14 protein-coding genes are annotated in these 19825 nt (G+C 72.3%); 4 read left to right on the top strand and 10 right to left on the bottom strand.

Features of this window, described 5'->3' with window-relative positions:
• Positions 1-34 precede the first annotated feature (34 nt).
• Entirely contained in the window at positions 35-3139 is a 3105-nt protein-coding gene (locus GTY96_RS06525) for a cyclic nucleotide-binding domain-containing protein (RefSeq protein WP_161664210.1), read from the top strand.
• Positions 3140-3141: 2 nt separating this feature from the next.
• Here the strand turns inward: GTY96_RS06525 and GTY96_RS06520 are convergent, their stop codons facing one another.
• Positions 3142-4686, bottom strand: a complete 1545-nt coding sequence (locus tag GTY96_RS06520) for a hypothetical protein (protein WP_161664209.1) — start codon at positions 4684-4686, stop codon at positions 3142-3144.
• Positions 4687-4737: 51 nt separating this feature from the next.
• On the opposite strand from GTY96_RS06520, the gene GTY96_RS06515 reads away from it, so the two are divergent.
• The 3 genes from GTY96_RS06515 to GTY96_RS06505 all read left to right on the top strand — a co-directional run bounded on the left by GTY96_RS06515 (position 4738) and on the right by GTY96_RS06505 (position 7879).
• Entirely contained in the window at positions 4738-6306 is a 1569-nt protein-coding gene (locus GTY96_RS06515; protein WP_328700785.1) for a bifunctional metallophosphatase/5'-nucleotidase, read from the top strand.
• A 98-nt stretch (positions 6307-6404) separates the two neighbouring features.
• Positions 6405-7424: a stage II sporulation protein M gene (locus GTY96_RS06510; protein WP_143899236.1), complete on the top strand. Its 1020-nt coding sequence runs from the start codon at positions 6405-6407 to the stop codon at positions 7422-7424.
• The gene (locus GTY96_RS06505; RefSeq protein ID WP_161664208.1) at positions 7421-7879 is read left to right on the top strand and encodes an inorganic diphosphatase; all 459 of its coding nucleotides are present in this window, start codon (positions 7421-7423) and stop codon (positions 7877-7879) included. The genes GTY96_RS06510 and GTY96_RS06505 overlap by 4 nt, the downstream gene beginning before the upstream one ends.
• A gap of 4 nt (positions 7880-7883) precedes the next feature.
• Here the strand turns inward: GTY96_RS06505 and GTY96_RS06500 are convergent, their stop codons facing one another.
• The 9 genes from GTY96_RS06500 to GTY96_RS06460 all read right to left on the bottom strand — a co-directional run bounded on the left by GTY96_RS06500 (position 7884) and on the right by GTY96_RS06460 (position 19819).
• Positions 7884-8405, bottom strand: a complete 522-nt coding sequence (locus tag GTY96_RS06500) for a GNAT family N-acetyltransferase (RefSeq protein ID WP_161664207.1) — start codon at positions 8403-8405, stop codon at positions 7884-7886.
• Between the two features lie 7 nt (positions 8406-8412).
• Positions 8413-9720, bottom strand: a complete 1308-nt coding sequence (locus GTY96_RS06495) for a DUF58 domain-containing protein (RefSeq protein ID WP_161664206.1) — start codon at positions 9718-9720, stop codon at positions 8413-8415.
• A complete protein-coding gene (locus tag GTY96_RS06490) occupies positions 9717-10718 on the bottom strand; it encodes an AAA family ATPase (RefSeq protein WP_143899232.1) in 1002 nt (333 codons plus the stop codon). Before GTY96_RS06490 ends, GTY96_RS06495 begins: the two co-directional genes overlap by 4 nt.
• Complete coding sequence (locus GTY96_RS06485) at positions 10715-11992, bottom strand: DUF4350 domain-containing protein (protein ID WP_161664205.1); 1278 nt, start codon at positions 11990-11992, stop codon at positions 10715-10717. The genes GTY96_RS06490 and GTY96_RS06485 overlap by 4 nt, the downstream gene beginning before the upstream one ends.
• The gene (locus GTY96_RS06480; RefSeq protein WP_161664204.1) at positions 11985-13901 is read right to left on the bottom strand and encodes a DUF4129 domain-containing protein; all 1917 of its coding nucleotides are present in this window, start codon (positions 13899-13901) and stop codon (positions 11985-11987) included. The genes GTY96_RS06485 and GTY96_RS06480 overlap by 8 nt, the downstream gene beginning before the upstream one ends.
• 3 nt (positions 13902-13904) lie before the next feature.
• Positions 13905-14171, bottom strand: a complete 267-nt coding sequence (locus tag GTY96_RS06475; RefSeq protein ID WP_143899229.1) for a hypothetical protein — start codon at positions 14169-14171, stop codon at positions 13905-13907.
• A 58-nt stretch (positions 14172-14229) separates the two neighbouring features.
• Positions 14230-15825: a transcription termination factor Rho gene (gene rho / locus GTY96_RS06470; RefSeq protein WP_143899228.1), complete on the bottom strand. Its 1596-nt coding sequence runs from the start codon at positions 15823-15825 to the stop codon at positions 14230-14232.
• Between the two features lie 254 nt (positions 15826-16079).
• Positions 16080-18563, bottom strand: coding sequence for a signal peptide peptidase SppA (sppA, locus tag GTY96_RS06465; RefSeq protein WP_161664203.1), 2484 nt, complete (start codon positions 18561-18563; stop codon positions 16080-16082).
• A 47-nt stretch (positions 18564-18610) separates the two neighbouring features.
• Positions 18611-19819, bottom strand: coding sequence for a PEGA domain-containing protein (locus GTY96_RS06460; protein ID WP_143899226.1), 1209 nt, complete (start codon positions 19817-19819; stop codon positions 18611-18613).
• Positions 19820-19825: the final 6 nt, after the last annotated feature.

Raw genomic sequence — 19825 nt, 5'->3', positions numbered from 1 at the left:
GCTCCCACGCTATCCTGTCCGCATTCCCGCGCCCGTGGCCTCTTCTGAAACCTCATCCTGGAACCGCCGCGTGTTGCCCGCGGGCGCCTTCCAGTTCGCGCTCATCGCCGGGGTGACGCAGCTCAAGACGTCCGCGAACGCGCTGGTGTTGTCGCGCTTCGAATCGCAGGCGCTGCCGTACCTCTACCTGCTGGGTGCGCTGATGACGGCGACGCTCACGCTGCTGCCGCGTGGCCGTCCGGACGCGCCCACGGAGTCCCCGGGAATCCTCACCGGGGTGGGTGGGGTGCTGGCGCTGGGGCTGGCGGCGGCGCTGTCCGCGGGGCAGCGCATGCCGGCGCTGGCGCTGTACCTGTTCGCGGACTGCTTCAGCACCTTCGTGTCGTTCCGCTTCTGGGGCCGCATGGCGTCCGCGTTCGACGCGCGCGAGGCTCGCCGGGCGTTCACGGTGCTCAACGGCTTTGGCATGGGCGGTGGCATCGCGGGCGGCCTGCTGGTGCAGGCGCTGGCGGTGCGGCTGGGTACGCCCCTGGTGGTGGTGAGCGGCGCGGTGAGCCTGCTGGCGGCGGGCGCCATCTTCCACCACCTGCACCGGTCGGAGCCGCCCGTGCCCGCGCGCGCTCGCTCGCAGGCGGCGTGGTTCCCGGCGTGGAGCTACCTGGGGGAGAGCCCGTACGCGCAGGTGCTGGCGGCGCTGGGCATCGCGTTCGCGGTGGTGTCGTCCTTCGTGGACTACCTGTTCCGGCTACGCGTGGAGGGGACGCTGAGCGAGGACGGGCTGGCGGCGCTCTTCGGGTCGCTGCAGCTGTGGATTGGCCTGTTCTGCGTGGCCTTCCAGCTGCTGGTGGCGGAGCGGCTGCTCAAGCGCATGGGCCTGCTCATGTACCTGGCGCTGGTGCCGCTGGTGCTCGCGCCGCTGGCGGGCGCCACGCTCGTCACCGGGCAGCTGTGGCCGGTGCACCTGTTGCGGCTGGTGGAGACGGCGGTGAGCTACTCCATCCTTCCGGTGGGCATCCAGCTGCTGTACGCGGCGGTGCCGGACGAGCAGCGCGAAGGGCTGCGCAGCGCGGTGGACGGCCTGTTGCGCAAGGGCGGCGTGGTGCTGGCGGGCCTGATGCTCATTGGCGCGGGCCGGGCCGCCACCGGCGTCACCATGGCGGTGGCGGTGGTGTTCCTGTGCGCCGCGCTGGGCCTGTTGCTCGTGCGCCTCAAGCCCGCGTACCTCACGGCGCTGGGCGAGCAGGTGGGCGCGCACGAAGAGGAAGAGGTGGAGCTGGGCGGCGAGGCGCAGAAGCTGCTCGTGGATGCGCTGGGCGCGTCCACGCCGGAGCGGGTGCTGCGCGCGGTGGACATGCTGGAGCAGGCGGAGGCCGCGCCGCTGCGCCACCACCTGGCCGCGCTCTTGAGCCACCCGCATGAGCGCGTGCAGGAGCGCGGCGTCACGCTGGCCCTGTCCATGGATGCGCGGGAGCTGGCGCCCATGCTGGAGCGGCTGGTGGAGGAGGGGCCCCGGCGCCCCCGCGACCAGGCCGTGTGGGCCCTGGCCCGCCTGTCGCCGGAGCGCGCGGAGCGGCTCCTGCCGCCGCTGCTGACGAGCCCCGACGTGGGCCTGCGGTCCGCGGCCATTGGCGCGCTGATGCGCACGCAGGGCAACTCCGCGGCGCTCGAGTCGCTGCGGGAGCTGTTGTCGAAGGGAGACCACGCGCCCGTGGCCGAGCGGCGCGAGGTGGCGCGGCTCCTGGGCCGGCTGAAGGATCCGCGCTTCGCGGGGCCGCTGTCGCTCTACCTGGAGGACATGGACCTCTCCGTGCGGCGCGTGGCGCTGGTGGCGGTGGGCGAGGGCGGCTACGTGGAGCTGGCGCCGCGCCTGCTGCCCTTCCTCACCTGGCGCGAGGAGCGCCCGGCCGCGCGCGAGTCGCTGGTGCAGCTGGGCGACGCGGTGACGCCGCTGCTGGAGCTGCAGCTCAACAACAAGGCCGCGCCCCTGGCCATGCGGATGCAACTGCCCCGCGTGCTGCGCGGCATCGGGACGTCGGCGGCGCTCAACGCGCTGCTGTTCTCCAACGTGCGCGACGACGCGGGGCTGCACTTCCGCATCGGCGCGCAGCTGTCGCGGCTTCGCGAGGAGCAGCCCGACCATCCGGTGGACGTGGACCGCATCCACGAGGCCCTGGGCCGCCGCCGCGACACGTACCGCCAGCTGGTGGGCGCCTTCCGCGACGTGCAGGCGGCGCTGGGGCCGCAGTCGCTGCTCACCCGCGCGGTGGGCGACCGGTTGGACCAGGCGCTGGAGCTGTCGTTCTTCCTCCTGGGCCTGCTGCATCCGCCCCAGGCGATGCGGCGCATCCACCAGCACCTGGTGGGCAATGACTCGCGCCGGCGGGCCTATGCGCTGGAGCTGCTGGAGAACCTGGTGGCGGTGGAGGAGCGCGAGCTGGTGATGGAGCAGGTGGAGGCCCACCACCGCGAGCTTCCGCCCGGCGCGCCGGGCCGGCTGTGGCGCCGGCTGGCGGGGCTCGTGCAGAGTGAGGACCTGGTGCTGCGCGCGTGCGCCCGCCACGTGGCGCGGGTGAACGGCCTGGACGTGCTCCCGCAGGAAGGTGACATGAGCGATACCATCGTCCAACGGATGTTCGCGCTGGAGGGCGTGAGCGTCTTCTCGCAGAGCGACGTGGATGACATCGCCGCCATCGCGGAGGTGGCGCGCGAGGCGTCATACAAGACAGGTGAGCGGCTCTACAGCCAGGGAGACCCGGGCGACGCGCTCTACGTCATCGTCGAGGGCGCGGTGGACGCGTTCCGCAACGGCGAGCACGTGCTGCGCTTCCAGGCCAAGGAGGCCATCGGCGAGGTGAGCCTGCTCGACGGCGCGCCGCGCCCCACGGACATGGTGGCCGCGGTGGACTCCCGCGTGCTCGTCATCGACCGGCGCGACTTCCTGGACCTGCTGGCGGACCGGCCGGAGCTGCTCACGGGCTTCTTCCGCTCCGTGAGCCAGCAGCTGCAGAGCGTCATCGACCTGCCGGCGCGGCGGGAGGAGGGCCAGCGGCTGGAGCTGGGCGCTCCACAGCAGCCGCACGCGCCGCTGGAGGGCATTGGCGGACTGCCCCCCGAAGGCAACGCGCCCTCCGACGTCTGAGCTCAGTCCCCCGCGCTGTGCGGGGGCGGCGAGTCGCCGGGCTTGAGCGCGGGGGGCTGCTGAGGATCCAGGCCAATCAGGTGGGCTGAGGCCACCGGGATGAACGGCCGCGTGAAGCAGCGGAAGGGCGGGATGCTCCCCACGAAGCGGGTGAACGCGAGCCCCGCGAAGACCCAGGGCTGCCGCTCCACGCACGCGACCGGCGAGGCGACGGGCTCCGTCCTGCGCGTCATCACCGCCGCGTACCAGCGAAAGAGCCCCCAGCGCAGGAAGGGCAGGCCACGCGCCATCTGGGCCCAGCCGCGCAGGAACCAGGAGGGGCGCGTGACGGGGGCCACCCAGGCCCGGTCGCTCTTGGCGGCGGTGAAGACGATGAGCCACCAGAAGCCCCAGAGGCTGCTGAGCGCGGTGAACACGGGCTTGGCCCAGAGCACGGGCGTGGTGATGAGCGCCAGCGCGGGGAAGCCCATCGCGAAGAGCATGAAGGCCCTCCAGCGGCGCTGGAGCTTGGCTCGCATCCAGGGGAAGTTGAGGCGCACGCGCGGGATGATGTCCGGGTCCTCGGGCGGCACGCCCGTGGCGAGGCTCGCCTCGCGGGAGATGGCCGTGTGGTAGTCGCGCGACAGGGCGACGACGATCCACTGCACCGCGCTCAACGAGCCGAAGAACAGCGCCCAGAACTCCCAGCTGCCCAGGAAGAAGACGCCTCCGCGCAGCGTGGGCGCGTCGATGTCGAGCCCCTTCTTCTGTTTCTCCCGCTGGACGCGCGGTCCCTTGGTGGCCGCGGTGTCCCGTGCCGCTTCCGCGTCCCGCGCCGCCTCCGCGACGGCGGCGCGGATGGTGGTGGCCAGCTCGTCGCCCAGGGTGTCGCCGTCGTCCGCGGCCTTGTCGGCCGCCTCCTCGGAGTCAGCGCGATCCGCGGCATGCTCGGCGGCGTTCTTCGCGGCCGCCTCCGCCGCGTCCGCCGCGATTTCCGCGGCCTCGTCCAGCGGCATGGCGCCCTGCTTGCCCGAATTGACGGCCTCCGCGATGAGCGCCGCCACCGCCTTGGTCACGGCCACCGCCTCGTCCTTCTTCATGGCGTCGCCCTGGCGCTCGCGGGCCTTCAGCGCGGCGTCCAGCGCCTTCGCCCGCGCCTCGATGCGCGCCTCGGCCCGGGTGCGTGCCTCCTCGTTGAGGGGCGTCCGCTCGTGGGAGGAGGGCACCCGCTCGTGATTCGTGCTGTCGCCGACCTCGTTGAGGGCCCAGGCCCCGGCGATGGCCAGCAGGAACGCCGTCTGCAGCGCCGTCACCCGCACGTAGGTCGCGCGCACGGCGGGGTTCGCCAGCGTGGTCCGGGCGATGTGGAATGGCAGCGTCACGCCATAGAAGAACTGGCGGATCCGCCCCGGGGGCAGCTGCCCCTTCGCGGACTGGAAATGCTCCGCGCCGCCGCGGACCTCGCCCCACAGTTTCCAGGCCAGGTTCCGGCCGTGGGGGGCCTCCTGGCCGGTAGGAGTCCCGCCGTCCGTTTCATCTCGTAAAGGCTTGAAATCCTTGCCTTTCATGCCCGTCATTGCGTCACGCTACCACGTCGGGGATGTGCTAAAGGCCCGGCCGTGAACCCGAACCTTCCCTCGCTGCGTCCCTTCCGTCGTCCTTCCCGCCAGCTGTGGCTGTCGTCCGGCGCGCTGGTCCTCGCCCTGGGAGCCCTCGCGGGTTGTGAAAAGACTCCCCCGCCGGCTCCGCCCCCGCCCCCCGCGGCGGAGCCCGCGAAGCCCACGGTGCCCTCCGAGGTGACGGTGCTCGTCACCGGCAGTGCGCGTGGCCAGCTCCTGCCCGTCGAGGGCAAGGGCGGCGCCGCGGAGCTGATGGGCCGCTGGGTCAATGACGAGAAGCACTGTGCCGGTCCGCTGAAGGGTGGCCAGGCGACCTGTCCGGATGCCGGCACGCTCGCCCTGACGACGGGCGACCTGTGGACGGGCCCGGCCATCTCCTCGTTCTTCCTGGGGGCTCCGACGGCGGAGGTGATGGGGCACATGGGGTATGCGGCCTCCGCGCTGGGCAACCACGAGCTGTCGTACGCCAAGGACTCCTTCATGAAGAACCGCGCGGCGGGGGGCTTTCCCTTCCTGGCGGCGAACCTGAAGGTGACGGACGAATCGCTGGCGAAGGACCTGGCCATGCCGGCGTTCCAGGTCTTCGACCGCCGGGGCCTGAAGGTGGGCGTGGTGGGCCTGACGTCGCAGAAGACGGTGCGCACGGCGATGTCCGGCCGCGCGGAGGGCCTGGAGGTGACGCCCAACGAGGACGCGCTGGCGACCGCGGTGCCCGAGGCGCGCAAGGCGGGCGCGGACGTCATCGTCGTGGTGGCGGACCAGTGCCCCACGGACCTGCAGCCGGTCGTCGCGAAGCACCCGGACTGGAAGGTCTCGCTGGTGGCCGGTGGCCGCTGCGGCGCCCAGGCCACCGGCTCCAAGACGGAGGGTGACACGACCTATGTGTCGCTGAGCCGTGGCTTTGATTCGTACGCGCGCGCGCGCTTCACGTTCGATCCGGCGAAGCCCGCGGGTCAGAAGCTGACCGGCGTGGAGACCCAGGTCGTCGAGGTGACGGGCGGGACGCCGGACGCGGAGACGGCGAAGCGCATCGCCGAGTGGCAGGCGAAGGTGGACCAGGCGCTGGGCCGGAAGATTGGCTTCACCAAGACGGGCATCGCCCAGGACTCGCCGCTGATGGCGAAGTGGGTGGCCGGCGCGGTGCGCACGCAGCTCAACACCGACGGGGCCATCCTCAACAAGGGCGGCCTGCGCAACAGCCTGCCCAAGGGCGAGGTGACGCTGGGCAGCGTGTACTCGGTGATGCCGTTCGAGAACTCGCTGCTCACCGTGAAGCTCAACGGCGAGGAGCTGGCGAAGCAGCTGGCCAACCCCGACGCGCTCGTGGCCGGCTTCACCCCGGCGGGCAAGGGCAAGTTCAAGGACGCCAAGGGCAAGCCGCTGGATCCGAAGAAGGAGTATTCGGTCGCCACCGTGGAGTACCTGTACTTCGGCGGTGACGGCTTCGACTTCGAGAAGCTGGACACGGACCCGGCGGAGACGGGCATGGCGTGGCAGACGCCCGTCGTCGAGTGGACCGAGGCCCAGGCCTCCACCGAGGCCAAGCCGCTGGAGAAGCTCATCAAGTAGCAGGCGGCCTGTCCGGAGCACCGGGGCGCCGGCGCCTTCCCTTCGCGGGGACGGCGGCCGGCGCTTCGCCGTTTCCAGGCTCGGGTAGAGTGGCCCCCATGGAGATGGCGGAGTTCATCGAGACGCGGCGCCCGCGCTGGCAGCAGCTGGAGTCGCTCCTGGACAAGTCCGAGGGCAAGGGCCTGCGCAAGCTGAGCCTGGACGAGGCGCGCTCACTGGGGCGGCTGTACCGCTCCGTCTCCAGTGACCTGCTGTGGGTGCGCGCGCGGAGCGGCTCCGCGGAGGTGAGCGCGTACCTCAACGACCTGGTGGGCCGGGCCTACGCGTTGACCTACCCGGGCACGCGGCCCCGGCTCGCGGACGTGTGGGCGTTCGTGGCGCGCGGCTTCCCGGCGCTCCTGCGCCATGAGTGGCGGATGTACGCGGCGGCGGTGCTGCTGCTCCTGGCGGGCATGGGCTTCGGCTACGTGGGCATGGTGGTGGATCCGGACGCGGCGCAGTACCTGGTGCCCGGGGACCACCTGAGCCTGGACCCGGTGAAGCGCGCCGCCAGCGAAGCAGTGGGCAAGGACGCGTCCGTGGAGGAGCAGGCCCAGTTCACGACGTTCCTCTTCACGCACAACATCGAGGTGGCCTTCCTGGCGTTCGCGCTGGGCATCACCCTGGGGCTGGGCACGGCGGTGATGCTGTTCGTCAACGGCCTGTTCCTGGGGGCGCTCGCGCAGGTGTACGTGGCCAAGGGGATGGCCGGATGGTTCTGGGCGTGGATCCTCCCGCACGGCATCCCGGAGATCTCCGCCATCTGCATCGCGGGCGCGGCGGGGCTCGTCATCGCGCGCGGCATGGTGGCGCCGGGGGGCCTGACTCGCGGACAGGCCCTGCGCAAGGAGGCGGTGACGGCGGTGAAGATGCTCTTCGGCACGCTGGTGCTGTTCGTGCTGGCGGGCTTCATCGAGGGCACCGTGTCGCAGATCCACCCGCCGAAGCTGTCGGTGGAGTTCAAGATCTCCTTCGCGCTCACCGTGGGCGCGGGCGTGTATGCGTACCTGCTGTCGGACTGGATGCGCGGAATGCGCAAGGGCGCGCGCGCGGGTGGGGCGGCGGAGCAGGCGGGATGAGCGGCGCGCCGGGTTCCATCGCCGACCTGTCCGTGCCTCCGTTGCCGCGAGTGCCGGAGGTGTTGATTGAGTGCCCGCGCTTCTCGATGGTGAAGCGGCGCGCGGATGGCTCCGTGGACTTCGTGTCGCCCGTGCCATGCCCCTACAACTACGGCTCCATCCCGGGCCTGCGCTCGGATGACGGGGACCCGTTGGACGCGGTGGTGCTGGGGCCGCGCCTGCCGCGGGGGATGCGCCTGAGCGTGCCGGTGGTGGCGGTGCTGGGCTTCATCGACGCGGGGAAGGGCGACCCGAAGGTGGTGTGCGGGACGCACCCGATGACGCCCGCGGAGCGCGCCGGCCTGGAGCGCTTCTTCCGCGTCTACGCCCTGTTCAAGCGCGGCCTGCACCGCGTGCGCGGCGACGTGCCTGACACGCGGTTCGTGGGCTGGCTTCGCGAAGGCCCCGAGGCCTGACGCTTCACTCCAGCTCCCGGCTCATCCGCAGGAGCCGGTTGAACTTGAGGCCCTGCTGCTTCGGCCCCATCCACTCCTCCGGCAGGTAGCCCATGCGCGTCCAGAAGCGGTGGGCGGGCGTGTTCTGTTCCAACACCGCGAGCCTGACCCGGCGGCCGCCATGCGCGCGCACGTGGGCTTCGTAGGCGCGCACCACGGCTTCGCCCCGGCCCTGTCCGCGCGCCTCCGGAGCGAGGAGCAGGATGCCCAGGTACCAGTCTCCCGGGACGGGGTAGTCGCGCAGCGCTTCAATCATGCCCGCGAGTCCTCCGTCCGCTGTCCGCAGGGCCAACAGATGGCCCTGGCCGGGCGCGAGCCCGGGAGGGCGTCCGCTGGGAATGTCGCGTGCCTGGTCCGGCAGCGCCGGGCGGCCGTAGGTGAGCTGGAGGAAGTCCTCGCAGCGCTCGAGCAGCGGCTGCATGGACCCTGCCTCCGCGTCAGGGATGGCCTCCGCGGCGAGGTCGCCTGCCTGGAACACGATGGCCATGGTTCTCCTAGAGGACTCCGCGCACCTTGATGTCCAGGTAGCGGTTCACCGCCGCGAGGCTCAGCTCGTCCGGCGCCACGTCCAGCATCTGCACGCCGCCCCGGCTCACGCGGGCCTTGAGGACTTCGCGGTCCGAGAGGAGCTCCGAGGCCACCGCGTGCTGGAACGCCTCTTCTGGGCCAGATGGCGGCGTGTGCAGCAGCTTCTGCAGCGCCGTGTCCTTCACGGACAGGCACAGCGGGACGTGGCGGCGCGCCAGCCGGTGCAGCGGCGCCACCAGCGTTCCGGCCTGCTCCTCGTCGAGGAAGTCGGTGAAGACGCACAGCAGGCTGCGCCGGTGGAGGCGCACGTTCAGCTCCTTGAAGAGCGCCAGGTAGTCCACGTACGTGAGGCTGGGCGTCGCGGAGTAGAGCGTGTCCACCAGCTTGCGGTACTGGCCGCGGCCCGCCGCGGGCGGCAGGTACGCCTTCACGCCGTCCGCGAAGAGCGCCAGCCCCACGCGGTCCCCGTTGCGGATGGCCACGAAGGCGAGGAACAGCGCCGCGTTCACCGCGTGGTCCAGCTTGGTGAGGCCATCCACCTGCGCGGCCATGGACCGCCCCGCGTCCACGCAGATGAGCAGCGCCTGCGAGCGCTCCGACTCCAGCACGCGCGTGACCGGCCTGCCCCGGCGCGCGGTGGCCTTCCAGTCCACATCACGCACGCTGTCGCCCTGGGCGTAGTCGCGCAGGCGCGCGAACTCGCTGCCCCGTCCGTCGCGCCGCAGCTGGCGCAGGCCCAGGTTCACCAGGTCCAGCGCCGCACCCGACAGCAGCAGCCTGCGGGCGCCTCGGAGGTCCGGGTACACCGACACCTGTCGCTCGGCGGCGAAGGTGCGCTCATGCGAGACGAGCCCCAGCGGGCCCTTCACGCGCACGTGCACGGCGCCGAAGCTGAACTTGCCGCGCTTCGCCGGCGTGGCCCGGTACACCCACTGCGTCTGGCTGTCCGGCGTGAGGCGCAGCGTGGCTTCGTCTGGTTCGGTGGCGAAGGACGGGGGCGCGTCGTCCTTCACGCGCACCTCCACCGTGCCTCCGCCCCGGTGCACCAGCCGCAGCTCCACCCGGTTGGCGACGCCGACGTTGAGGCGCTCCGGGAGCGTGCGTTGGACCTCCAGCCGCACGCGGCGGGCCTGGAGGAAGTCGAACGCGGCCAGCGTCACGGCCAGCGCGTCCAACGCCAGCACCGCGCCGCCCAGGCCCGGGAAGAAGCCCGCCAGCGCCATGGGCAGCGCGAGCAGGGCGACGAGCCCCCACAGGCGCTCGGAGGGAATCACCGGGGGACCTCGACGGCCTGGACCACCTCGCGCAGCACGTCCGCGGGCGTGGCTCCATCCAGCTCCGCGTCCGGCGACAGCAGCAGCCGGTGGCGCAGCACGGGGCCCGCGAGGAAGCGCACGTCATCCGGGGTGACGAAGTTCCGGCCCCGGAGCGCCGCCAGCGCTTTCGACGCGAGCAGCAGGTGCACGCCCGCGCGCGGCCCGGCGCCCAGGCGGATGTTGGGCGAGGCGCGCGTCGCCGCCACCAGCTTTCGGATGTACCCCAGGACCGGCGGCTCCACGTTCACTTCGTTGAGCGCCGCGCGCGCCTGGAGCAGGCCCTCCTTCGTCACGGCCGCGTTCACGCCCGCGCGCGCCAGGTCTCCCGCGTCGAAGCCCCGATGCACGGATTCGAGGATGGCGTCCTCCTCCTCGGGCGCGGGGTAGCCCACGTCGATCTTCAGCAGGAAGCGGTCGAGCTGCGCCTCGGGCAGCGGGTACGTGCCCTCCGACTCCACCGGGTTCTGCGTGGCGAACACCGTGAACATGGGGGACAGCTGGAGGTTCTTGCCCTCCAGCGACACGGCGCGCTCCTGCATCGCCTCCAGCAGCGCGGACTGCGTCTTCGCCGGGGCGCGGTTGATTTCGTCCGCCAACAGCAGGTCCGTGAAGATGGGGCCGCGCACCAGCACGAAGGTCTGCGACTTCAGGTCGAAGACGCTGGTGCCCAGGATGTCCGCGGGCATCAGGTCCGGCGTGAACTGGATGCGCTTGAAGTCCGCGCCCACGCTGCGCGACAGCGCCTTGGCCATCAGCGTCTTGGCCACGCCGGGCACGCCCTCCAGCAGGATGTGGCCACCGGCGACCAGGCCACAGAGCATCAGCTCCAGCGGTTCGTCCTGCCCGACCACGGCCTTGCGCACCTCGGAGAGGACGCTCTCGCGGATGGCGTTCGCGGCCCGCACGGCGTTGCCGCCGTCCGAAAGGGGAGGAGGGGAGAGGGGCGGGGCGTTCATGGGGTTCCGGGTCGGTGCCGGCCGGTGCCGGCGGGGTGGATGCGCTCGCGCACGTGCGCGGCGGAGGTGGCGAGGGCCTGGAGGTCGGCGTCCTTCCGCACGGCGTCGGACTGGCGGGCCACGTCGAGCAGCCCCCGCGCCAGGTCCTGGCGCCCCCGCGCCCGCAGGCCCTCCGCGACGGAGGCGGCGGTGGCGTGAGAGGGCAGGCCCGCGAGCGGCGCCAGCTGCTGCGTGAGGCCGCGCGCGATGAGCCCCGCGGCGAAGGCGTGGTGCTGGCCCTCGCGGTACAGGCGGCTCATGGCGAACAGCGCGTCCGTGGCGCCGACGCGAAGGGCTTCGGCCAACGGGAGGGGACGACCGAAGCGCTTCAGCGCGCCCGCCCACAGCACGACGCCCAGCAGCAGCTGCGCCACGGCGAAGTGCAGGCCGTAGCGGCGCGCGAAGTCCACGATGGAGCGCTCGTTGGTGAAGCCGTGGTGGAACTCGTCGAAGGCGTACGGGCCGGGGCCCAGGGCGTTGAGGGCGCTCAGCCAGAACTGGGCGTTGTCCGCGCGCGCGAGCGCCCGGTTCATCGCGAGCTCCGGCGCGCCCATCACCAGCACCCGGCCGGCGCCAACCGGGACCACCGCCGCCACGGGGCGTCCCATGCGCTCGTCCTCGAGCACGGTGACCGCGTCCTTCGGGAGCCGGAGGTAGGCCTGCACCTTCGCCTCCACGCGCTCGACGCCCAGCGTGTACGGGGTGGGCACCGGGGCCACCAGCGTGCGCATGGGCAGCGTCGCGTCCGCCTTGTCCAGCGTCATGCCCAGCGCGTCGAGGAGCGGGTTCTCTCGGGAGCCCCAGGGCACGTACACGAGCGAGTGTCCCGCGCGGACGTGGGCGAGGACGCGTTCGACCTCCGCGTCGTCCAGCTGCTGGGCGCGGAGCGCATTGAAGCCCTGGTGCGGCGCCACCTCGTCGGCCAGCCCCGCATCCGGAGCCGCCGCGAGCTGCGTCTGGTCCGGGTCCGCCTCGTGCGCGCCCTCCACGTCGATGGCGAGCAGCACCAGCGTCTGCGGGCCGGACAGGAGCCGCAGGTCCGACATGCCGCGCGCCACCGGCAGGCCGCTCTCCTGCGCGAGCAGGTACAGCGCGCGCGCGCCGTCCGGCTCCGCCCGGAAGGTGGACAGGGGATCCGCGAAGCCGCCGCGCTGGGCGCCTCGCACCAGGAACGCCCCGAGCACGCCCGCGAGCAGCAGGCCGCCCAGCACGAGCAGCGGGAACCGGTCACGCACCGGCGGCCTCCTGCGCGGGCGGCGCGGCGAGCAGCGGGGCGGTGATGGCGCGGAACTCCGTGTAGCCCGTGGAGCCCACGGGTTCGTTGCCGTACCACGCGAAGTCGAAGCGGCGCGTCAGCTCCCGGAAGGGGGCCTTCACCTCGGGGCGGCCGCGGAACGCGCGCAGGTAGTCCCAGTTGGACAGGGTCTCGTCGTAGTGGATGGCGCCGTCGCGGTGCAGGCGCGACAGGAGCGCGAGGTACAGGTTGCGCACCGCCTCGCGGTATTGGCCCCGGGCGGCCAGGGCGTCGGCCAGGTGCGCCCAGCCCTCGGGGGGACGGGACAAGGCATGGTCCGGATTGCCCGCGAGCGCCGCCGCGTCCATGGTGCTCACCTCCAGCTCCGGGCTCTTGTCCGTGCGCTCGCGCCGCAGCATCCTCACCAGCACCATCCCCAGCACCGCCAGCGTCAGCGCCACCAGCATCACGACCAGGGCATTGGCCACCGCGCCGCCGCTGAAGAGGGAGGCCTCGGACGGCCGGGGCGGCGGGTTCTTGAGCTTGAAGAGTTCCTTCAGCCACTGACCCAGCTTGTCGATGAACTGGCGCCACCAGCTCGGGCCCGAGGGCGCGTCGTCCTCCTCCTTCGGCGCGTCCGGGGCGCGCTCCGGCCGCTCCTGGAACTCCGGCCGCGAGAGGATGGACCGCGCCCGGTCCGTCGCCGCCCGGGCGTCCGCCTGGGCCTGCGCCTGGGCCGTGGCGGCCACCTGCGCCAGACCTGCCTCCAGCGTCGAGGCCGCCGTGTCGCAGTCCTCGTCGTCGTAGGCCTGCTTCTCCAGCAGCCGGACGAAGCGCTCCAGCTTGGTGTCCTCCCGCGTGCTCAGCGCGTCGAGGTCCTTGAGCGCCGTGCCCTCCACCTGCTCTGGCAGCTCGCACGTCTGCGCGACCTTCTCCAGACGCGCGCGCACCGACTGGCGCCCCGTGGACGCGGCCCCCTGTCCGGGTGCCGCGCGCGGTGCCGCTTCAGCCGGTGTGGGGCCGGTGAGCAGCAGGCCCGTGGCCACCAGCAGCGCCGCGGCGATGCCCTTCGTTCCCAGCGCGCCTGAAGCCGCGCCGCGCTTCGCGCCGCGCTCCGGAAGCTGCCGCGCGGCGGCCAGCAGATCCAGGCCCTCCTGCCGCACGCGCCCGTCCACCAGCAGCAGCGTGGAGGTCGCCGCGCGCAGGGGCTCGAAGAGGGCGAACGTCGTCGCCGCGAGGAACAGCAGCCACTGCGAGTTGTCCAGCGAGGCGAACCGCTCCGCGAACGTCAGGTCGATGCCCACGAGCTTCCGCGCGAGGATCAGCAGGAAGTTGATCCCGATGTGCAGGTTGAGGAACACCAGCACCTGCACGGCCATCAACCACCGCACGACCGTGGCCGTCCCGCGCGACGGGCCCAGCAGCCGCAATCCCACGGAATAGAGCTTCAGCGGACTGCCCCGTCCCTGCATCGTGGCCGCGTAGCCCACGCTCTGCGCGGAGAGCAGGAACAGCGAGATGCCCAGCGACAGCGTCACCGTGAACACGTTGAAGAACGCCAGGTACGCCACCGCGATGAACAGGCTGGGCAGCCGCGACAGCGCCGCGCGAAGCGACGGTCCCAGGGCCGGCTCCGCCTTCGTGCCCAGCAGCACCTCCTGCACGTAGTGGCACGCCGCGCCCTGGCCCAGGCCCCGCAGGAACCACGCGAGCGTGACGTACAGCGCGGGCAGGGTGAGGGAGCGGCCGCGGTCCACCGCGTCCAGCAGGTGCAGCAGCGTGGCCACCACCGCCGCGCCGCCCGGCAACGTGAGCGCCCAAACGCCCGCGTCGCGCGCGCACAGCCGCAGCGCCGCGTCCATCAAGGCCACCGCTCCCCGGGGGCGCAGCTCGAGCGCGGAGACAGCCATCGCTCAGCTCACCACGTGCGCGGCCAGCAGGACGCCGCCCCACACCAGGACGACGCCCACCAGCGCCAGCACCACGTGCGCCACGCTCCACTCACGCCGTGGCGGCGGCCCCTCCAGCGCCTTGCGGCGCGTGTCGAGGCAGCTGGCGCAGCGGTTGATGCCCTCGAACTGCGTGGTGCATTCGCGGCAGATGACGCGCCGACACTCCACGCAGATGCCCAGGCCCGCGCGGTCCGGGTGGTAGTGGCAGCGGCCCGAGCCTTGAATCATGCGCACACCTTACGCAATCCAAGGCTCGCCGCACCACCCCCGCGCGGGCATCCGGGGCCTACAACTCGTCGAAGAACTCGTCGTTGTAGGTGTACCGGCCCAGCCGCTTGACGAGCGCCTCCATGGCCTCCACCGGCTTCACGGAGAAGAGCATCTGCCGCAGCTTCTTCACCTTCTCGTACTCGCGCAGGGTGAAGAGCTTCTCCTCCTTGCGCGTGCCGGACTGGGGGATGTTGATGGCCGGGAAGACGCGCTTCTCCGCGAGCAGGCGGTCCAGGGTGACTTCCGAGTTCCCCGTGCCCTTGAACTCCTCGAAGATGACCTCGTCCATGCGGCTGCCGGTGTCGATGAGCGCCGTGCCGATGATGGTGAGCGAGCCCGCCTCCTCCGTCGCGCGCGCGGCGCCGAAGATGCGCTTGGGGCGCTCCAGGGCGCGGCTGTCCACGCCGCCCGTCATGGTGCGGCCGGAGCTGTCCACCTCTTTGTTGTAGGCGCGCGCCAGGCGGGTGATGGAGTCCAGCAGGATGACCACGTCCTTGCCCGACTCCACCAGCCGGCGGGCGCGCTCCAGCGCGAGCTCCGCCACCTTGAGGTGGTCGCCCGTGGGCCGGTCGGAGCTGGAGGCGATGACCTCCGCCTTGATGCTCCGGCGCATGTCCGTCACTTCCTCGGGGCGCTCGTCGATGAGCACCACCATGACATGGCACTCCGGGTGGTTCTGGATGACGGCCTGGGCGATGCGCTGGAGCATGATCGTCTTGCCCGTCTTGGGCGGGGCGACGATGAGCGCGCGCTGGCCCTTGCCGATGGGCGCGATGAGGTCCAGCACCCGCGTGACCATCTCCTTGTGGCCGTTCTCCAGCTTCAGCCGCTCGGTGGGGTCCACGGAGGTGAGGTCCGCGAAGTGCGGCAGCCGGGGCGCGCCCTCCAGCGGGCGCCCGTCCACGGTGTCCACCTTCTGGATGACGCCCTTGTGGCCGCGCATCTGCGCGAACGCGGTGAGATACTGGCCCTGCCGCAAGCGCAGCTTCTGAACGAGGTTCTTCGGCATCTCCGGGTCGTCCGGCGACGCCAGCAGGTTGCGCTTCACCTGACGCAGGAACGCGTTGGGGCCCTTGGCCTCCGTGTCCAGCACGCCTTCCACCGGCGCCAGGTTCTGCTGGGGCGCGCCCTGGGCATGTCCGCCGCCGCGCTGCTGCTGCGCGTGGCGCGGGTGCTCATGCTGCTGGGCGCGGCCCTCCTGCTGCGGGCGGGCCTCCTGGGGCTGCGGCTGGCCACCGCCCTGGGGCTGCTGCTGTTGCTGCTGGGCCTGCCGCTGGCGGTACTGCTCCAGCTCCTGCGGCGTCAGGAAGACCTGCACCTGCTGGCCGTCCGGGCCCGGCTGCATGCGGTAGGCCTGACCCTCCGGGGTGAAGTGCACCTGCGCGCCACGGCGGCGGCGGCGACGGCGGCGGCGGCGGCCTCCCTGGCCCGCGGGGCCTCCGGGCGCGCCGTTCTGGGGGGCTCCGCCCGCGGAGGCGTCACCGTCATCGGGACCGTCGTCACCCTCGTCGTCGCCGCCGTCGTCGTCCGCCTCGGGGGGCGGTGGTGGGCGGGCGGCCGCGGGCGGGGGCAGCGGGTTGCGGGTCTCGGGGTTGTCGGAATTCTCGCTCATGGGGCTCCACGCGTGACGACCCTGGAGGGCGGCGGCCACAGGGGGTCGCCGGGGGCGTCAGGAGGCAGGTTTTGGGACAGGAAGCCGGACGCGGGGCCTGCGAGAAGGCCGAAACCGCCGGTTCCTGAAACCCCCCGACGGCCCTAGCGCCGGCCGGGAGGCACTCACCACCCTAACAGAGCGCCAGGATGGGGCGCCCGCATTTTCGCCGCCCGTGCGCGTGGCATGTTCGCCGGGCGACCTCCCACGTCCCCTCAGCGGATGCGGATGCTGTAGGGGAGCATGGCCTTCAGGCCGGGACGCAAGAGCTCGGGCGAGCCCAGCCCCACCTCCCGGGCAAGCAGGGACAGCGCCTCCGGGGGGCGCTCCGGCAGCGCGGGCAGCAGCACCCCCGCCAGCGCGTGCACCCCGGGCTCGCCGCCCAGGCTGGAGAGGAAGCCTCGCGCGCCCCCCATGACGTCCAGGTCCAGGTCCTCCCTGGAGGACACCCCGGCGCGCTCGCGGGCGGCCGCGACCGCGTCTTGCAGGCCCCCCAGCTTGTCCACCAGCCCTCGGGCGAGCGCGTCCTGGCCGCTCCACACGCGTCCCCGGGCGATGGCGTCCACCTTCGCCTTGTCCAGCTTCCGGCAGCGCGCGACCTCGCTGATGAACGTGTCGTAGGAGTCGTCCACCCAGGCCTGCACCGCGGCCTGCTGCTCGTGCGTCCACGGCTTCCACCACCCCAGCAGGTCCGCCATGTCGCCGCGCTTGACGGTCTCCTGGTTCACCCCCAGCTTCGTGCCCAGGCCCTCCAGCGCGGGCTTCAGGTAGAAGACGCCGATGCTGCCCGTCAGCGTGGTGGGCTCCGCGATGACCTCGTCCGCGCCCACCGCCGCGTAGTAGCCGCCGGAGGCCGCCAGGTCGCCCATGGAGGCGACGACGGGCTTGTGCTTCTTCGCCTCCAGCACCGCGCGGTACATCAGGTCCGACGCCAGCACGTCGCCGCCGCCGGAGTCCACGCGCAGGACGATGGCCACCACGGACGGGTCGTCCTGGGCGTCCTTCAGCGCGCTCACCACCGTCTCGGCGCCCGCGATGCGCGCGAAGCCCAGCGGGTCCTCGCGGCTGCTGCCCCCGGTGATGTCGCCCAGCACCGGCACCACGGCGATGCGGCGGCGCACGCCCCAGCGGTCCTCGCGCTCGTCGCGCGGCGAGTACGTCGGGTGGAAGCGCAAGCCCGGAAACCAGTCGGCCACCTGCGTGTGCAGGTCCGTGGCGGAGACCACGCCGTCCAGCAGGCCCGCCTGCTGCGCCCGCCGGGAGGACAGGATGCCGCCCGCCCACGCCGCGCGCAGCCGCTCCGGGGACAGCTTGCGGCCCGCCTCCACGGCCTTCTCGTAGTGCGTCACCTGGGCGTCCAGGTACGCGTCCAGCGTCTCCTTCTCCGCGGGGCTCATGTCGGAGCGGGTCAGCTGATCCGTCGCCGTCTTGTATTCGCCCACGCGCGCCACGTCCCAGTGCACGCCCAGCTTGTCCATGGTGCCGCCCAGCGACGTCACCGTGGCGGACAGGCCGTTGATGGGCAGCGCCGCCTCCGTCAGCGCGTACACGCTGTCCGCCGCCGACGCCACGAGGTACGAGCGGTCATCCCCGGACAGCATCACCACCACGACCTTCTTGCCCGCCGCCCGCAGCTTGAGGAAGGCCTGGCGCAGCTCCTCCGCGGTGCCCCAGCCCACGCCGGGCAGGCCCTCCATCTTCACCAGCACGCCCTTCAGCCGCGTGTCGCGCGTGGCCAGGTCCAGGAACTTCAGCAGGCGCAGGTAGGGGTCGGACTCGCTCACGCCCAGGAGGGACAGCGCCGGACTCACGCCGCCCGCCAGCATGTCGTCCAGGTCCAGGAGCGCCACGATGCCGCCGCCACCGTGCACGGAGCGGTAGCGCTCCGACGACAGGCGCACCGCCACCACGTGGTCCAGGCCGTGGCCCGTGCCGCCCGCCGCGTACGTCAGGCCCGCGTGCCCCAGGTCCACCGTGGCCGCGAACTGGAGCGCCAGCGGGATGCCGCTGACGAAGCCGTGGGACAACCCGCCGCCCAGCCGCACGCCGCGCACCACCTCCGCCTGGAGCGTGTACGTGGCCTGTCCCTCCCGGAAGCCCCCTTCCGCGAAGAGCCAGTCCACGCCCAGCGTGTAGCGCTCATCCAGCGGGCGCAGGCCCAGGCCGAAGTTGTAGCGGCGCGGCAGCTTGAAGTCGTCGTGCGCGGGCGCGTTCGCGTCCCGCGCGACCACGGCCAGCGACAGGAAGCGGAAGGGACGGGCGGTGAGGCCCACGTCCCAGCTGGTCAACCGGCCGATGGCGCGGTCATCCGAGCTGTAGTCGTGGACGGCGCCGCCCAGCTTCAGGGTGGGGGGGCCCAGCGACAGGCCGAAGGACGTCTTGCGGTAGTCCGGCGCGTTCTCCCCGCGGATCCACTCCAGGGAGAAGCCCGCGCCCAGGCCCAGGATGCGCGCGCCCAGGAAGACGGCGTCGCCCACGGTGTCGGACCCCAGGTCTCGCTCGTGGAGATAGAAGAGCTGCCCCGCTTCCTGGAAGCCCAGGCCGGCGGGGTTGAGGGCCAGCGCGGGCGCCTCGTCCACGAGCGCCGAGTTGGTGGGCGGCAGCGTGATGCCCCGGGGCGGGGTGGTCGCTCTGTCGACGGCGCCCGTCTGGGCGAGCGCGAGGCTGGGGAGGAGGGCGAGCAGCGGCAGGTGGCGCATACGCCCGGGACTCTAGGGGCGGGGAGTCCCGGGACAAGCGCCGCGTGTCACCAATCCTCGGTTCCCGACACGTTATCCAACGGATCATCCCCGGAATGCTTCTTGACGGACTGTCGGGACTGTCCGCCCCGGTCCTCCGAACCCCAGTCCTCCGAGCCGCTGCGGCTCTCCAGCGGGTCGCGCTTGCGGACGACCTGCTCGCCCTCGCTGTTGATGAGCTGGTTGACCACCCGCTCCATCTCCGACTTGAGCTGCCCGTATTCGTCGCCCTGGAGCACCAGCCGCCGCGAACCCAGGCGCTTGCCGTTCTTCACGTCGAACAGGCCCACCGCCAGCTCCGTGCCTCGCTCCGGGATGACGCGCACGGTGCCCACCACCGTCCGGTCCAGTCCCAGCGACTTGCCCAGGGCGACGATGGCGTTGGCCGGCTTGTCGCTGGCCCGGGAGACATCCGGCACCACCTTGTCCAACTGTTCGTCATAGGACTTGTAGGTGGCCGTCGGGACGAGGTTCGCGACGACCTCCGAGTCATCCGGCGTCACCTCCGCGATCTGCCCGAACTGGCGGAAGCCAGGGCGCTCCAGGCGCACCAGGTGCTTGCCCACCGGCAGCGTGGGCAGCGTCACGGGGGTGTAGCCCACCGCCTCGCCGTCCACGTAGACGCGCGCGCCCGCGGGCCGCGACTTGAAGGTGGCGCTGCCCCGCAGCTGGGACGGACGGCTCGTCGCCACCTGCACGCGCAGGCTCATGAACTCCCGGCTGAAGCGCTTGGGGTTGAGTTCGAACGTGGGGTTGAGCGCCATCAGGTCGATGAGGAGCAGCTTCGCCTCCTCCACGTCCCCGCGCAGCTGGAGGATGGCGCCGTGCAGCGCCAGGGCGTCGCACAGCGGGAAGCAGGCGTTCATCGCCGCGACGGAGCCCTCCAGCTCCTTGAGCGTGGCGCGCACCTTGCGCTCCGCGTCCTCGTACTCGCGGGCCTCGAAGGCCTTGACGCTCTCCTCGTAGCCCTTCTTCGCGCGCTGGAACGACGCCTGGGCGGCGGGGTCGTCCGGCAGTCCGAACAGGTCGCGCGGCTTGCGCACGGAGAAGTTGGAGAAGTTGCCGAGCGCGTCATTCATGTAGGTCTCCATCTGCACCCCGGAGGACTCGGACGACGGGTCCATCGGGATGATCAGCGCGGAGATGCGGCCCGGCGGGGGCGCGGACGACAGCGCCAGGGCGGGCAGCAGCACGAGCGCGAGCAGGAGGGCTTTCATGGAGAC

The organism is Corallococcus silvisoli (assembly GCF_009909145.1).
Taxonomy (GTDB): domain Bacteria; phylum Myxococcota; class Myxococcia; order Myxococcales; family Myxococcaceae; genus Corallococcus; species Corallococcus silvisoli.
This window is presented reverse-complemented; position numbering and strand designations above follow the sequence as displayed.

Bases quoted from the DNA above. Each gene is read 5' to 3' on its own strand.
- GTY96_RS06475 (WP_143899229.1), bottom strand. From the start codon at position 14,171: ATGATTCAAGGCTCGGGCCGCTGCCACTACCACCCGGACCGCGCGGGC.
- sppA (WP_161664203.1), bottom strand. From the start codon at position 18,563: ATGCGCCACCTGCCGCTGCTCGCCCTCCTCCCCAGCCTCGCGCTCGCC.
- GTY96_RS06505 (WP_161664208.1), top strand. From the start codon at position 7,421: ATGAGCGGCGCGCCGGGTTCCATCGCCGACCTGTCCGTGCCTCCGTTG.
- GTY96_RS06520 (WP_161664209.1), bottom strand. From the start codon at position 4,686: ATGAAAGGCAAGGATTTCAAGCCTTTACGAGATGAAACGGACGGCGGG.
- rho (WP_143899228.1), bottom strand. From the start codon at position 15,825: ATGAGCGAGAATTCCGACAACCCCGAGACCCGCAACCCGCTGCCCCCG.
- GTY96_RS06500 (WP_161664207.1), bottom strand. From the start codon at position 8,405: ATGGCCATCGTGTTCCAGGCAGGCGACCTCGCCGCGGAGGCCATCCCT.
- GTY96_RS06510 (WP_143899236.1), top strand. From the start codon at position 6,405: ATGGAGATGGCGGAGTTCATCGAGACGCGGCGCCCGCGCTGGCAGCAG.
- GTY96_RS06480 (WP_161664204.1), bottom strand. From the start codon at position 13,901: ATGGCTGTCTCCGCGCTCGAGCTGCGCCCCCGGGGAGCGGTGGCCTTG.
- GTY96_RS06460 (WP_143899226.1), bottom strand. From the start codon at position 19,819: ATGAAAGCCCTCCTGCTCGCGCTCGTGCTGCTGCCCGCCCTGGCGCTG.
- GTY96_RS06490 (WP_143899232.1), bottom strand. From the start codon at position 10,718: ATGAACGCCCCGCCCCTCTCCCCTCCTCCCCTTTCGGACGGCGGCAAC.